The sequence below is a fragment of the Xanthomonas cannabis genome (assembly GCF_040616535.1).
Taxonomy (GTDB): Bacteria; Pseudomonadota; Gammaproteobacteria; order Xanthomonadales; family Xanthomonadaceae; genus Xanthomonas; species Xanthomonas cannabis.
Window position 1 is genome coordinate 687,732 of the sequence record NZ_CP136580.1, and the last position, 15,099, is coordinate 702,830.

Below are 15,099 nucleotides of genomic sequence, written 5' to 3' on the forward strand. Positions count from 1 at the left end.
CATGGATGATAAAGTCGATAAAAATCAGCAATTTCAAGTCGATAAAAAGCACTCAGAAAATAAATTTTGCGCCGCTGTCACTGATTTGCGGTGCCAACAGCTCGGGAAAAAGCTCTCTGATTCAATCTATTTTAATGGTAAGTCAAACTTTTTCGTCGAGGCACTTTAATAGCTCGGTATCACTAAATGGTAAAATGGTGAGGCTGGGGTCGTTCAAAGACATTAGAAATCATTCCGTAGGCAAGCAGTCAATTGATGTTTCGCTTGAGCTATCATTTTCAAAGTCTAAGAAATCGTTTTATGACGTAACCGAGGTGGAGTTTGATCTCCAGTTCGCCGGAAGTCAGAGCGACAAGGGAATGGATACCGATTTTCATCCCGAGATAATAAATGCAAAGGTGCACCAGCGGATAAGCGAAGGGAAGATTGAGGTTATTGGGTTTAGAAAACGCACGGACGAAAGACAGGAGGATTTGTTTGAGGTAACTAAAATAGAGAGCGAGCAAATCGACTCGCTTAGTAAATTATATCCAGACTATCGGATCGAGGGCGTCTCTAAGGATGAGCTCATTCCAAGCACACTTTATATTGATTATGACCATACAAGACGGTTGAGTATGTGTGTGGTTGGTTGCCTTATCGGTGAAAAAGCTTTCCTGAAGGATGCGGCTCGCAAAGACATTGAAGAGTTGGAAGGTGTCGGTATACCCAGCGAGGTGATTGGTCGTATTGCGGCGCTAGTTAACAAAGATTTCATTGAGCGAGTTGAGAGCTTTGTGATTCCAGATGAAGTTATCAAGTTGGTCAACAAGGCAGAACGTGGCGACAAAAGTAATCCTATAACCAAAAGGGTTAAGGAGCTCCTGATTACGCAGGCCATCCCACTCACGCCAGAATCGGTTTCGTTTCTTTCAAATATGACAAGGGCCGGAGGGGGCTTTCCCGAATGGAAGGTGCAAGTAGACGCACTTGAAGACAGAGTCAGAAAGGCGCTGTTTGAGTTCCTTTTGAGGAATAGAGACGAAATTCAATCAATTTGGTATGGCAGTAGCAAGAAAGTCCGTCGTAGAACAAAAATAGCACTTTTGAGTTTTCAGCAATTAGATATGTATTTAACCTACGTCTTTGATAGGGGGGTTAAGTATCTAGGGCCTCTCCGTAATGAGCCTCAGGCTATGTATCAGGCATTCAATCTATCTGAGCCGACTATGGTTGGGTTGAAGGGTGAATATACAGCCGCGGTTCTTCATATAAATAAAAACAAAAAAATAGATTATCCCTTCCCGATTATTAATGAGAAGGGTAAGCTAAATTTTGACAAGAGAAGGGAGAGCCTTGCTACCGCTTGTACTCAATGGCTTCGTTACTTAGGGGTTGTCGAAGAAGTTCAGACTTTTGATAGGGGTCGCCTTGGCTATGAACTACAGGTGAAAGTCCACACTGGAGATTCGTGGCAGGATCTCACGCATGTCGGTGTGGGCGTTAGTCAGGTTCTTCCAATTGTCGTGATGGCACTACTTTCATCATTGGATGATGTTCTGATTTTCGAGCAGCCCGAACTACATCTTCATCCAAAAGTTCAATCTCGGCTATTTGATTTCTTTCTTGCGATTACGGAAATTGGGCGTCAATGCATAATAGAAACGCATAGCGAGTATATGATTAATCGATTAAGGTTGAGGACGGTCGAAAGTCGGTTATCGGATTTCTCTAAAAATTGTTCGGTTCTATTCATTGATAAGATTGATGGGGTAAGTAAATTTAGATCTATAGACATTTCTAGGTTTGGATCAATCCTTAATTGGCCAAAAGATTTTTTTGACCAGACCGATCTTGAGGTCGAAAAAATTCTCATTGAAGCTTCCACGAAAAAGCGAGAAGAGAACAGCGCTGACTCCATTGGCCGAAACGAGAGGAGGGGAGCGTGACATATCTTGTCGTGAGCTCAGACTTCCTGGCCTCACCTGCATTTTGCGACGCGGATTCAATTGACGACTGTGTTACCGGACTCATTGCCATTCGGCGATGTATCGAAGAAGCAGATCAGAAGATCTTCTTAGAGCATGGAGCACTTGAAGGAATGGAAAGAAATGGGGTCTACCCACTTACCGAGTTGGTAAGAGAGAACTCAGAAAAAAGGAATTTTATCTCAGAATATTCTGCAAATGATATCTCGAGGGTCGTTAACAAAATTCTCAGTGCCTGTGTGGACGAAAATGTGAGCTTGCCTCAATACATAGGAGAATGGGAAGATAGGGAAATTCACCCGATGCTTATAGGGTTGGTTGGTGGCCGATCAATCGAATTAGAGTGTTTGATTGAACAGGTAAGTTTATTTGCAAGGCATAATCGTGCGATTGTTTCTATACTTCATCATCCAGTAGAAAAGGAGCGTTCAGCGGTCTGTGTTCGCGGCGTGCTTAAAGAAATATATCCGGATATTTGCGTTGATCTGCCTTGCCAATTTTCGGTAACGACTCCGGTCACATCTTTTTATTCTGATTTTGTTTCATCGTTAGATGGAGCGAGATTGTACGATGCGGCGATTCAAGACGACGAAAAATTTGAGTCTAAAATAATTGAAGCCATAAGAGTCGAAGTGGAAAGCTTGCGTAGACTGAAGGGTGTGAATGGGCCATCGTTTACTATCGGTGCGGGTTTTTTGGCTACATTGTCGGAGTTCCAGTGCGGCCCCGGAGAAAGGTTTGGGCGGACAACCTTCAGTACCATTTGCGAAATTATAGCTGATGCACGGTCCGCTCTTGCCCGTCCATTCTATGAGAATTATAATAAAAAAGTTCAGTTAGAGCGTGAGGGTAAATTTGCCTGGAGGGCCCATATTACAACAGGAAATCCCGCGTTGCGTTTGATGTTTTGGTCTACCGATACTGGAATTGAGCTGGCAAACGTCGGAAATAAAAAGGATCTTCTTATTATCTAACATTGTATAGGGTGACGGGGTCCGGGAATCGGGGCGGGGTTTAGGAATACCGGGGTCAGGTTAATCTGACTGCGTTAACACGACCCTGTTATCAAATAACGGGGTTATCAAATAGTGACCCACCCCTAAGAACAGACCCATCGTAAAGTAGAGACTTCGCCGACATGGGCCCCCGTCATCACGAGGAGTCAAGCGATGAAGAAGTCACGTTTCACTGAGGAGCAGATGGCCTACGCGCTCAAGCAGGCTGAGTTGGGGATGGCGGTCGGCGAGATCTGTCGGAAGATGGGAATTGCCGAGGCCACGTTTTACATTTGAATAACGGGGTCAGGTTAACTTATCAGTCGGCGGTGTTCGGTTTGCGTGGCCGATGAGCGGGCCTGACGCCTGCAAGGCGGTGGGTCTTGGCTTCGACCATTGCGCGGAAGGCGTCGTGGCCCAGGGCTCGCTGCTGCTGTAGGTGAAGGCGAATGCTGGTGAGCAGTTCGTCGGAGAGGGCTTCATCGAGTAGCGTGCGGTAGGCGTTGGATCGCTCGATCGGGTCGCTGCCAAGCGCAAGCCAACAGGGATGTGGTGTCAGTGCGGAGTGCTTGCGCTGGCCTAGGTTGGCTGGGCAGCTGGACCAACGATACGCTGCCGTATCGGTCAGGCGAGCACGCACCGGATTGAGCTCAATGTAGCGATAGCAGCGAAGGACGTAGTCCGCACTGTCCACAAGACACGCTTTGTACCGCCCCTCCCAGAGCGTACCAGTGCGCCCGTGGCGGCCATTGAACAATGCGACGTAGTTTCGCCCAAGCCGCTGCATCAGTTGCCCGATCCGTCCCGCATCAGGTGGCGTGACTAACAAGTGCACATGGTTGTCCATCAATATGAAAGCATGCAGCTGACAGCCTGTGGCGTGCAGGGCCTCATGCATCAGGTGCAGATAGCGCAATCGATCGCCATCATCCAGAAAGCAGGGCAAGCGGTTGTTCCCGCGTTGCACGATGTGCTGCGGGATGCCGGGAAAGTCGATGCATGGAAGTCTGGCCATGGCACAAGACTCGCAGCCCGGCGTTGGTGCTGATAGCGAGGAAACTTCTCGAGAGCTGAAGACGTAGCCTGAAATTTGTGTAGGAAGTGAACCTGACCCCGTTAGCGCGCCATCTTCTCGACCGGCACGAGCTGCCAAATACCAAGGCGTCGAACTAGGGGGCTTCCAAAGAGTAGCCGACGTAAGTGGTCACCGATGACAAGTCCACATCGCCGTTACAGCTCATCTACCATCTACCATCTACCATCTACCATCTACCATCTACCATCTACCAAATACAGAGACTCCTGGAGGTGGTACACCGGGAATGCTATGGATCAAGTGGAATGCGGGATTGTTCGTATCAGAAAATTCTTTGTGTTCGCCCTCGCTAAATGCTGGGTCGATTTCTGGCATCTCATTTGCAAAAAAAATTGCGTTCTTCGCGTATATTTGGACTGTGAGATTAAGTGCGTCGACTTCTTCTCTATTAAGTTCGATCGTGGAAAGTCGCGGTTTGGTTATGTATGCTCTTGGTCGGCAAATAAGTACGCATATGCGTGGTGTGATAGGTGCAAGAATTTCTGGATAAAGTGGTGCTTGGCGAGCAAATTGGACGTTATGATAAAATCCGTCCCCAAATAAGAAATCTTTTTCCGATGAGAATATTACTACGAACTTCGCTTTTGATCCGATGCTGTCGGCAATGAGTCGCTGCTTGCGCCGCATATTCAGTCCAATCAATGTGTTTCGCTCGTTTCCATGTATACGGCCGCGCAGACTCTCGACCAATGAGGCTGACGCTTCCCGATTCATTGGGCTCCTGACAGCAAGCGAGACCACGCATTCAACAGTATCTACCAACTGCGCATTTGTTGCAGAAACTTCTATAAAACGCTCCGAAAGTATTTTGGAAATTATATTTTTGCGATCAAGTTGCTTCAGCCACTCAATTACTAGCGGAAATTTCGTGTCTGCGTCATCGAACTCGGATTCGAAGCTCTCGTCCCAAGGGGTAGGCGTGCCATCTCTAGACAGTTTGACGTGATGTCCGTTGCCGATCATCCCAAGTTTTGATGGCGGAAGACGAAGATGAGTGCCGTCAGGTTTGAGCCAGCCCGTCTTGCCATCCTCACCGGTCCAATGCTTCGATACGCATTCGGGCCACCAATGATGACGAGCTGATTTCAATGGGTTCTTTATTTTCACTTTCCTTCTGCCTCTCCGAATTAAATGGCGTGTCGGAATCAACGCTAAGCGGCTAATCTCTCTCGAATTTGCATGATTGCTAATCCGATTCTCTCTGTAATCGCGGTGCTGCCATGATGCAACATTGTCAAAGAACCAAGAGCCCTAGTCATTGCAACGTAAAGCAGCTTCGCCTCCTGAACCATCTCGTCGTCGTTGGTGCGGATACTCTGCCCGATTTCGCAGATTCCCGGAATAAATACATACTCAAACTCAAGGCCCTTGCTGGAGTGCATCGTTAAAACCTTAACTGCAGGCTCCCCATCGAATAGGTGTCGCTTGTTGCCTTCTTCAGCCAAGACCACTGGAAGTTCTGCAGCTCGGAGTCGCGAAGCTATCTGGGTGGCAAGCGCTTTACTGCGGCAAAGAACAGCGAAGTCATTCGCACTCGCGCCCTTGTTGATTGCTTCGCGTACCTGTTGGGCGATGATGCGTGATTCTTCCCAAATGTTGCTCGCCTGTATCAGCTCGGGGACGGCGCCTCGGCGTCCTGCGCTCTCTGGCGCTATTACGGGTACGTTGTCTTCATCGGCATCTTCCCCGGTCAAGAGCTCCTGGGCGAAGGCTTTTGCAGTGGAAAGGATCTCCAAGGTGTTGCGGTAGTTCAAACGCAAGATGGTGGTGCGGCCCTTGGCCTGGATGCCAACGCTCGCGAAGCTGAACTTTCGACGTCCGCCTGTGCTGTAGATGGTTTGCGCGTCGTCATAGAGCAGCAACAACGAATTGGTTTCCGGGTCGACCATCTGCGTGACGATTTGCAACCACTCGGGCGCAAAGTCGTGGCCTTCATCGATCATGACTGCCGCGTACTGTGCTCGCGGAATATGTTGCGACTCCACTGCTGCAATGACTTTGCTGACCAACGCTTCCAGATACTGCTGGGCGTTTGGTTGTGCGGACGGAGGCTTGATACCGTAGGCCTTCAGCTGCTCTCCACACCATCCATGGAAATGACGCACACTCACGCGGTCCTGGACGCCATGCGCGTGAATGATGTGCTCCAGGCGGCCGGCAAGTGTTTTGTTGTAGCAAAGCACCAGCACCGGCTTGCCTTGACGCTTCGCAATCTCAACGCAGCGATAGCCAAGTATCATTGTCTTGCCAGAGCCGGCCACTCCGTGGATCACGCGATGGCCGTCACCCATCGAGCGAGCAAGCTGTTCTTGCTGCAGGTCCATCACCTTGATCAAGTCGGGAATGGCTATGGGCTTGTCCGGCTCAGCTGAGGCGAACAATTGCACCTGTTCAGGAGGAACGATACGTAGCTGCGGAAACAGATGCCAACGTATCCGCTCGATCTGCGGCAAGCTGATTTGACATGAAAAGGTGGCAGGGAACATGTCCCAGAGCCGTTTCTGAAACGCCTCGGTGTCCACCGACTCGGTCATCTCGTCCCGGCAGATCACACTGCCCGCCGCAATCACATTGCCTAATTCGGCTTCGTCAAACTGGGCGCGGCTGATGTTGCTAAACACCACGCCAAAGCCCCACGGCATGATGAGCTTGCCCTGATATTTGTTTCCTTCCGGAAGGCGCAGGGCTGCATCCTTGAGCATCAGCTTGCCGACTTCGATACAAATGTCGCGCGCTTGGCGCAATGGATTTGACGTTACCTCACGGCCGCGCTCGGTATGGAGCACAGCGGTGTCGCGGTCGATCTCAGCGATTGTCTCCAGCTTCCAGTCCTTGACCTCCAGCACCAGGATCCCGCGATAGGGATGCAGCACAATAAAGTCCGGATGCCGGTGACTGGGGCCGATCGGCACGTCATACCAGCAGATGTACTCATCGTCGAGCTTGTCTTCCAGGCGATGCGAAAAGCGCCGCTCGCCAGATGTCATCCGGCCAGCACTACTGGACCTACTCGGGATAAGCGTAGCCATGGGAGCCCCCTCCTTGGTATAGGTCTAGCCTACCATTAGAAAAACTCCATGGATGAGCACCTCAGCCCAGACTCTGAACTCGCCGAACAACAAGGCTTTAGCTAACCTGGTCTCCTAGCCAGGAAAATATCTTGATGAAACGATTCCGGATGGGTGAGTTGTATCGCTACGCCAGACCCGCTCTGCCAGAAGTGCTTGAGATCGATGGAATTTCAAATTTCCACTATGTCGTTGCAGCTCCTGGCTCGCCTTCATTGCAGCTTGAGAGAGGCATCAATGCGCCGAGCGTAACCCGGGCCATCGATGGAGAGCGGGTCGCCGTGGTTCTGCTGGCGAGTAACGAGCACAAGCGTGGATCGATGGAAAATCCATGGCACGACACGCTCGCACCTGACGAAGGCTTTGCGCGCTACTTCGGCGACAATAGAACTCCCGATGTAGATCCGGGGACTGCTATTGGCAATCGAACCCTGCTTCGCCAATTCGAGTTCCATACTTCTCCGGATCAAGGCAAGCGTGAGCGAGCAGCGCCGGTGCTACTGTTTCGTTCAACGAGGAAAGGCTTCAAGGAGTTTTCGGGACTTGCGCTTATCGTGGGAGCGCGGCGAGTTACGCAATTCTCTGAAAAGAACGGCGGGTTCTTCACGAACTACCTTTTCGATCTGGCCGTCTTGTCTTTGACGGAAGAAGACGAAAGCCTAGCGATGCTTTGGATACATGATCGCCGTGATCCGTCGCGTGCGTGTGGCGTTGCTAACGCAATAGCACCGAAGGCGTGGCAGCGCTGGGTGAAGTTCGGTAGTCCGGAGATTGAGCGTATCAAGCGACGGGTTGCGCGATATCACATCTTGCCCAAGCGGGATCAGGTTGCTCCAGTTAGCTCAGAAGGCGGCAAGACCCTGGAAGCCATCTACAGGTTCTACGAACCGAAGCGGCATCGCTTCGAGGCACTGGCAAGCTTGGCGTGCGAGTCTATGGTTCGCGGTACAGGTGCCGAGTACCACCGTGGTTGGCTAACGCGAGGCACAGGTGATGGCGGCCTGGATTTCGTCGGCCGCATCGATATTGGTGACGGGCTCTGGGGAACCAAGCTTGTTGTCCTGGGCCAAGCCAAGTGCGAGAAGATCGATGCTCCCACCGGTGGCGTCCACATCGCCCGGACTGTTGCCCGTCTGCGCCGGGGATGGCTAGGTGCCTACGTGACCACCTCGTTCTTTTCTGAAGCCGTGCAGCGAGAAGTACACGACGATCAGTACCCCGTTTTGTTGCTCAATGGAGCCGGCTTGGCTGCCGAGGTGACCAAGTTGCGGCTAGCAGGCGGCTTCGCAAGTACGGAACAGTTTCTTGAACACATTGACGCTGATTATGAGGCGCAGGTCAGCAGCAGACGGCCAGAAGAAGTTCTGTGGGAATAGCGCGACAGCTAGCTTAGTCCCAGCCTCGCCTCCGGCAGTTGACATCGTATTTATCGCATCGCAATCTTTGCCTCAAGGAGCGTCGAAACTCCTCAGACAGCGGTACCCACCTCCGTCAAACCGGTGGGTTTTTTGTGCCTGCATCCTGCAGGTACAAGCCGACGCGATGCCTGCGTCGGGAGGGCGGCTAATACAACACCCTTCGGGGAAATACGCCCGCCGGCTGTCTGCGGTTTCGAACCTCCCGACATCCCGTCGCCGTTGGCGGCGGTTCTTGGGTTGTTCCAGGAGGGCGTTGCCATGTCTACCGCACCATCCATGCCGGCACCTGTGCTGGTTGATCTGATGCCAGCCTTCGCTCACCGCCTGCGGTGGGATGTGGGCGAGGTATTGCGCCGGCTCGTCGCACGCGCAGCTGTTGAGCAGGCGAACGACGATCCCGCGCATTCGCCGACTCGACAGCTCGTTGTGTTGCCGCGCACCTCGCGTGGCCAGTTCGAAAGAAGTGCCGTGGCGTTGCAGCAGCGCGTTGCCGCACCCATCACCCTCCGCTGCCCGGAGGCGCCATGACACGCCGCCGCCCACCCACCACATCTGCCAGCACGCGGCCCACCCGCACGCGTACGCGCCCCGCGCCGCCCAAGCGCGTGCAGTGGGTCGTGGTGGAACCCGACCGCACCAATCTGCCACCGATGCTGCCGCCCGACCCGGACGCCTCTCCGCAAGGCCCCGGCACGCTGCGCGCACCCCGCCGCGCCCGCCGCCCCCGCCAATGCACCGTCAGCTACACCCATTACCCCGGCGCCCACGACCACGCCGGCGACCAGCACGTGCCCCATGTCCGCCTCAGCGGCCTATGGCTGGAACAACTGGGCTTTGCCATCGGTACCAAGCTGCGCATCACCGCCAGCGCGGGGCAGTTGTTGATGGAGGTGTTGCCGCCGTTGGAGGTGCCGGCCGCATCCCGCAGAGCGCGACGGTAGCTGGAACGAGGTAGCAGTGGCGGTATCGTGGTTCAACAGGCCAACCGTCCCGACCAAGGATGCTCCATGACGACAACGCGAAGGAAAACGAAGGCTCGGGCCTTACATAACCAGGGGGCTGGGCCAGGTATGCGAATATCGATTGCTTTGCTTTCAGTAGCACTTCTCGTGCTTGGCTGTAGCGCTATGTCCGCTGCGAAGACGCGTCAGCCTGTTGCATATCCCACAGAACTCTATGGGGTATGGGACTTGGGCCCACAATCCTGCGAGCTGCCTGTGAATCCTGATTCGGATTCGCCCATACACATCGAGAAGGCCCAGTTGCGTGGGTACGAGCATCAGGAGAAGCCGGTCTCAGTCAGGCTTGTCTCTACTAATCCGCACGCTTGGGCTATCTCCGCAATCGAGGATTTCGCACCAGGGAAAAGAACTGATAATTTGTACGTCCTGAAGGGCGAACACCTAGTCATTTCTGACGGCGAGTCAGTCAGGCAATATCGTAGGTGTAAGTGATCGAGCTAGGTTGGTGTGATCAAGGAGAACCATCATGTCGGATGAGAATGAAAGCGCAGACTTTTAAACGCACTGCTCGCTCCAAGGCCTGGCGCGGCTGCCTGTGCCAACGGTCGATTTCTGTATGAATTTATTCGCACGCAAGGAATTTTCATGAAAATAAAGTCTGTTGGCTGCGTGGCGCTTGCTCTCTTCTTCATCACAGGATGTACGGTGGTATCCGCGGGCGCGGAAATGAGCGCTCCATCCGGCGACTCGCTTTGTGATCAGTCCCGTGGTTGGGGGGGCGCAGGTTCGACGCAAGCCCTACAAATCAATCCACAGGTCTCCGAAGATGATAGCGGGCGGTCTTATCGCTTTGATCTTGGCGGTCGAGGCGGGTTGAAGCGCTTGGACGCTAGTTGTGGGTGGGGCTCATATGCGGAATGTAGCTTTGAGGCAGTTCCGTCCGATGGAGCAAGTTATCGCTTCTCAGAGATGTCCACGTTTGGCCTCTGGGAGACGCAACAAGGGTTGTATCTTGTTTACCGTATCGTCGCGCCGAAGGAAAAGGCCGCAGAAGGAAAGCGGAGAGTCGTGAGGGTGGGTAATCCGCCTGCAGAGATCTGCAATCAGATCGGGGACTACTCTAATTTAATGTAGTTTTAGATAAGGAGATCAGTGATGCCTACCAACTATCGCGAGCTTACCCAAGAGCAGTACAACGCGCTCACCGGTGATCTGGTCAAGCTCACTGAAAGCTTGCACCCGCGCTCCCAGGATGTCGGCGATGGTCGGGCCACGATTGGCTATGGTTACACATTCAATCGTTCAAACAATGCTGCGATCTGGGCTGAGTCCGGCATCGACCTCTCGGATGCACAGCGCAGGCAATTGGCAGTGATCGATGCTGCAGCCCCTGGGGACCGCACAAGGCTGGGTCTGCAGTTTGATCGTACGCTCAATGCTGCAGAGGGGGACCGGCTACTAGCTGCATCCATGCCTGAGTACGAGCGGCCAATCAACGCGTTGAACATGCCAATGTCGCAAGAGCGCGCGGCGCTTGTGTCGCTCGTCTACAACCGTGGTGCGGGGTCGTATAACGCCAACATGCAGTCATTTCGGGATGCTGTAGTGGCCGGAGATCGCTCCGAGGCCTGGTTTGAAATGCGCTACAACGCCTGGGGAAGTAATGCTGCTGCGGAAGCGGGTCTTCGCAAGCGTCGTGTACTGGAGTCCGAACTCTTTGGCCTTTACAGCGATCCAAATAACGTCACAAGCGACGAAGCGCTGTCTACTTACCAGATGTATCAGCAACATCGCGAGCGCATCAATCGTGACGAAGCTCGCTGGGGTGTGGATATTGATGGAAATCCTGGTCAACGTAACTTGATTGCGGAGGCGAATCGCGACTATGCAACCTTGCTGGAAGGGCGAGGCAATGTGCAAACCCTTGCGGAGTCGTTGGACCCAGCGCGTTTGCGCCTGCTTTCTGACTTGCGCGAGCAGCATCCTGAAATTGCAGATCGCTTGAGCAACGAGGCATTCAACGCGGGCTCGATCCATGTAGACGCGGGGCGAGATTCTGCGCGCGTTGCCGTTGATGCCGATCACGCTTCGACAATCGATGCGACCCGCCGGAGGAACGGCGCAGAGGTCAGCAATAACGATCTGCTGGTTGGAGGCGGAGGTAATGACACGCTGATTGGCGGACAGGGTAACGACGTCCTGATCGGCGGGGCGGGCCATGATGTACTACGTGGCGGGGCCGGTAATGACACCTACATCGTTAACGATGGAGATGTAGTGCAGGATGCCGACCGCAATGGGCAGCTATTTTGGGATGGCCAGCAACTGACTGGAGGCACCCGGCAAGCGGATGATCCAGAGGGCGTCTTTCGTAGTGCAGATGGTCAAATTACCTATCGGATTCAAGGTGCTGATCTGTTGATTGGCAACGAGAGGGGACAGTCGGTAACGGTGCAGGATTTTCAGTCAGGAAGCCTGGGCATCGAACTCGGCCAAGCGCGTGTTCAGCGTGAGGGTGGTGCATCACGGACTGAACCAGGTGCGGTCAGCGTCCCGGAAAGCAGGACATATCAGCTGGCATCGCTATCCCAAGACCCACTCCATCGCCAAGCCGAAGATGCAGTTCGCCGCCTTGAACAGGGTGATACGCCCAGGGTTTCCTAGACATCTCATGGCCATGGAAAATGGTCGATTCGGAGGTGTCTATGAGCAGCAAGCGGTATACGGATGAGTTCAAGATCGAGGCGGTCCGGCAAGTGACTGATCGTGGGTTCAAGGTGGCAGAAGTCGCCGAGCGGGTGGGTGTCACGACGCACAGCCTGTACGCCTGGTTGCGCAAGTTCGGCAAGCCCGGCGTGGTACAGCGCGCCGAGGTGGACCAGAGCGCCGAGGTTCGGCGCCTGAAGGCCGAGTTGCGTCGAGTGACCGAGGAGCGCGACATCCTAAAAAAGGCCGCCGCGTACTTTGCCAAGGGGTAAAGGCAAAGTACGCCTTCATGCAAGCCCACTGCGGGGAGTTCAGGGTGTGTGCGATGTGCCGGGTGTTGCGGGTGAACCGGGCTGGATACTACGCGTGGCTAAAGGCGCCCGACAGTGAGCGTGCCAAGGAAGATGATCGGTTGCTTGGACTAATCAAGCACCACTGGCTGGCCAGCGGCAGTGTGTATGGGCATCGCAAGATCGCCAAGGACCTACGCGATCTGGGTGAGCGTTGCAGTCGCCATCGTGTGCATCGATTGATGCGCGCCGCGGGATTGCGTGCCCAGGTAGGCTATGGTCGCAAACCGCGCTTCCATGGCGGAATGCCGTGCAAGGCGGCGGCCAACCTGCTGGACCGACAGTTCGACGTGACTGAGCCGGACATGGCCTGGGCGAGTGATTTCACCTTCATTCGCACGCACGAAGGCTGGATGTACCTGGCTGTGGTGATCGATCTGTTTTCCAGGCAGGTCGTCGGCTGGGCGATGCGCGATCGGGCCGACACCGAGTTGGTCGTGCAGGCCTTGTTGTCTGCGGTGTGGCGGCGCAAACCCAACGCTGGTTGCCTGGTTCACTCGGACCAAGGGTCTGTCTACACCAGCGATGACTGGCAGAGTTTCCTGGCGTCCCATGGCTTGGTGTGCAGTTGGTGTGCAGCATGAGTCGGCGTGGCAACTGCCACGACAACGCACCCGTGGAGAGCTTCTTCGGCCTGCTCAAACGCGAGCGGATCAGGCGACGGATTTATCCCACTAAGGACGCCGCACGCGCCGAGGTATTCGACTACATCGAGATGTTCTACAACCCCAACCGCCGCCACGGTTCAACTGGTGACCTGTCCCCTGTAGAGTTTGAACGGCGCTATGCGCAACGAGGGTCTTGAGTGTCTACGGAACTCTGGGCGTATCAGGGTCTTGGCAGAGAGTACGACGACAACAGTGCCAGGCTGGCAGCAAGCAGCGCACATCTGGCCAAAGAACACGGACTGTCGCGAATCGATCATGTCGTGCTGAGCGAGAACACCAAGTCCGTGCGACAGGGTGAGAACGTTTTCGTGGTGGAAGGCGCGTTGAACGACCCCGCTCACAAGATGGCGCACATGAAGACCCACGACGCGATTGCACAGCCGGTCGAGCAGTCTCTGGCGCAGTTGCAGGCCTTGAACGAGACGCAGCGTCAGCAGCACTCCCAGCAGCAGGAGCAGCAGCGTGAGCAATCGATCGCCCCGCAGCACCGTATGGTGTGACGCCTCATACATTTGTCTGCCTCGTGCAGTGTTGCACGCATTCTCTTGCGGCCTGCTGCGAGAGGTAGGCGAGATGCTGAGCCGGCTGCTCGACGCCTGTAAACCATCGCTTTACCGCTGAAGGGGGCCCAGCCGTACGCCAGTCGCTATCTGTCGTACGCTACCCGATGTCTTTCGTATCCCAGCCTGTCGGTCACGACTAGCCCTTCTTTTGCCTGGCTAGCCCTTTTTTGCACAACCCAATATTGGTTCTAGCTGCACGGACGATTGCCAGATAGCGATCGGCAAGAACCGGCGGCCAGTTGTCCGTCACCGCATCGTCTGGTGACGCTGCATCTTCAGCGTAGTCGTGCAGCGTTTCCAGGCATTGTGTGTACTGGGAAGTCTTGTACTGGGTGATTGCCAGGTCGTTGCGCATATCTCCTTTCTCGTCCCATTCCAGTGTCTGCCCGCACCGCGTCAGGATGGGAGGCAGTGTAGAGAGTGCTGCATGATAGTCCTTGCGATCGTAGTGCTGCTGAAACACCGCGCGCGTGCGGACAATGGCGTTGCGGTCGCAGCCTGTCGTGGCACGAAGGTAACGCGCCTCAAAACCGCCGTTATAGCCGCACAAGGTTTTGCATTCCATCGGGGTGGGCGTTGTGACGTCGATGCCTCCGGCGACTGGTGAGAACTGAACCTTGCAGCCTGTAGCGCCAGCTTCATCCTCTGCGCTGCCTTGCGTGCCGCGGACGGTACCCTGCAGTGAACACATCGATTGGCCGGTGGTGCTTTCCACGGAGAATCGGAGCGCGCCATTGTCTTTGGTCAGCAGCAACCGGCCCCACCCCGCGTCTGTAATGTATTCACCTGGCTCAAGCGGCCTGGCTTCCACATGCTGCGCAACGGCAGATGTATGGGGAGCTGCCTTCAATGCGGTTGGCCCAGGCTTGCTGATGGTTGACTGTGCAGCAACTGGCGCGATGAAGAGGGTGCCGGCCAGCCCTGCGATCATCCAGGTGGCACGCATGAGGTAGTCCATTGCGTTGGGTTTCCTTTGCTTTTATGCGTGTGGCGTAAGTTGGTTCCATTGGTCTACGCGGTGTCTGAATCCGGATAGCAGCGTGCCCTGATTCCGTCATCAGCACTGCGGACGATAGTCTGCCCGTTTCGCGTTGTATCTGCCGCATGTATGTGCCAACTGACGGCAATGTGCGGTCTTAGTTGCTCCCGGCTATGCATTGGCCTGGTGCACGCGCCGCAGCAAGCGGCGTATTCGCTGGCTGCAGCTGCTGCAGTGTGCCGCTTTGCTGTCGCATGGAGTGCGCGGGGAAAAGCGTTGTAACCGTGCGATGCCGCGGGCAGGACCGCGCTTGCAGCGACCAGGGTG

10 protein-coding genes and 3 pseudogenes are annotated in these 15,099 nt (G+C 54.5%); 9 read left to right on the forward strand and 4 right to left on the reverse strand.

Features of this window, described 5'->3' with window-relative positions:
• The first annotated feature begins 5 nt into the window (after positions 1 to 5).
• The 3 genes and pseudogenes from RZV17_RS02925 to RZV17_RS02935 form a co-directional block, all read left to right on the forward strand.
• The gene (locus RZV17_RS02925; protein WP_355607087.1) at positions 6 to 1,928 is read left to right on the forward strand and encodes a DUF3696 domain-containing protein; all 1,923 of its coding nucleotides are present in this window, start codon (positions 6 to 8) and stop codon (positions 1,926 to 1,928) included.
• Positions 1,925 to 2,941 (forward strand): hypothetical protein, encoded by a 1,017-nt coding sequence (locus RZV17_RS02930; protein WP_355607090.1) that lies wholly within the window; start codon positions 1,925 to 1,927, stop codon positions 2,939 to 2,941. Before RZV17_RS02925 ends, RZV17_RS02930 begins: the two co-directional genes overlap by 4 nt.
• 195 nt (positions 2,942 to 3,136) lie before the next feature.
• A pseudogene (locus RZV17_RS02935) lies at positions 3,137 to 3,253 on the forward strand (transposase); the annotation flags it as partial.
• 28 nt (positions 3,254 to 3,281) lie between these two features.
• Here the strand turns inward: RZV17_RS02935 and RZV17_RS02940 are convergent.
• The 3 genes from RZV17_RS02940 to RZV17_RS02950 all read right to left on the reverse strand — a co-directional run bounded on the left by RZV17_RS02940 (position 3,282) and on the right by RZV17_RS02950 (position 7,045).
• Positions 3,282 to 3,977: a transposase gene (locus tag RZV17_RS02940; RefSeq protein ID WP_355607093.1), complete on the reverse strand. Its 696-nt coding sequence runs from the start codon at positions 3,975 to 3,977 to the stop codon at positions 3,282 to 3,284.
• Between the two features lie 261 nt (positions 3,978 to 4,238).
• Complete coding sequence (locus RZV17_RS02945; protein WP_355607096.1) at positions 4,239 to 5,165, reverse strand: hypothetical protein; 927 nt, start codon at positions 5,163 to 5,165, stop codon at positions 4,239 to 4,241.
• Positions 5,166 to 5,209: 44 nt separating this feature from the next.
• Positions 5,210 to 7,045 carry a 3'-5' exonuclease gene (locus RZV17_RS02950; RefSeq protein ID WP_355609135.1) on the reverse strand — a complete coding sequence of 612 codons (1,836 nt, stop codon included), beginning with the start codon at positions 7,043 to 7,045 and terminating at the stop codon, positions 5,210 to 5,212.
• Positions 7,046 to 7,221: 176 nt separating this feature from the next.
• Here RZV17_RS02950 and RZV17_RS02955 point away from each other — a divergent pair, with 176 nt between their 5' ends.
• The 6 genes and pseudogenes from RZV17_RS02955 to RZV17_RS02980 all read left to right on the forward strand — a co-directional run.
• Positions 7,222 to 8,502, forward strand: a complete 1,281-nt coding sequence (locus tag RZV17_RS02955; RefSeq protein ID WP_355607099.1) for a restriction endonuclease — start codon at positions 7,222 to 7,224, stop codon at positions 8,500 to 8,502.
• A 300-nt stretch (positions 8,503 to 8,802) separates the two neighbouring features.
• The gene (locus RZV17_RS02960; protein ID WP_355607102.1) at positions 8,803 to 9,072 is read left to right on the forward strand and encodes a hypothetical protein; all 270 of its coding nucleotides are present in this window, start codon (positions 8,803 to 8,805) and stop codon (positions 9,070 to 9,072) included.
• Positions 9,069 to 9,485 (forward strand): SymE family type I addiction module toxin, encoded by a 417-nt coding sequence (locus RZV17_RS02965; RefSeq protein ID WP_355607105.1) that lies wholly within the window; start codon positions 9,069 to 9,071, stop codon positions 9,483 to 9,485. The genes RZV17_RS02960 and RZV17_RS02965 overlap by 4 nt, the downstream gene beginning before the upstream one ends.
• Positions 9,486 to 10,661: 1,176 nt before the next feature.
• Positions 10,662 to 12,170, forward strand: a complete 1,509-nt coding sequence (locus tag RZV17_RS02970; RefSeq protein WP_355607108.1) for a glycoside hydrolase family protein — start codon at positions 10,662 to 10,664, stop codon at positions 12,168 to 12,170.
• A gap of 41 nt (positions 12,171 to 12,211) precedes the next feature.
• Positions 12,212 to 13,367: pseudogene (locus RZV17_RS02975) on the forward strand (IS3 family transposase).
• A gap of 24 nt (positions 13,368 to 13,391) precedes the next feature.
• Positions 13,392 to 13,730 (forward strand): annotated as a pseudogene (locus RZV17_RS02980) (XVIPCD domain-containing protein); the annotation flags it as partial.
• A 199-nt stretch (positions 13,731 to 13,929) separates the two neighbouring features.
• Here RZV17_RS02980 and RZV17_RS02985 read toward each other — a convergent pair.
• A complete protein-coding gene (locus RZV17_RS02985) occupies positions 13,930 to 14,751 on the reverse strand; it encodes a hypothetical protein (protein WP_355607111.1) in 822 nt (273 codons plus the stop codon).
• Between the last annotated feature and the right edge of the window lie 348 nt (positions 14,752 to 15,099).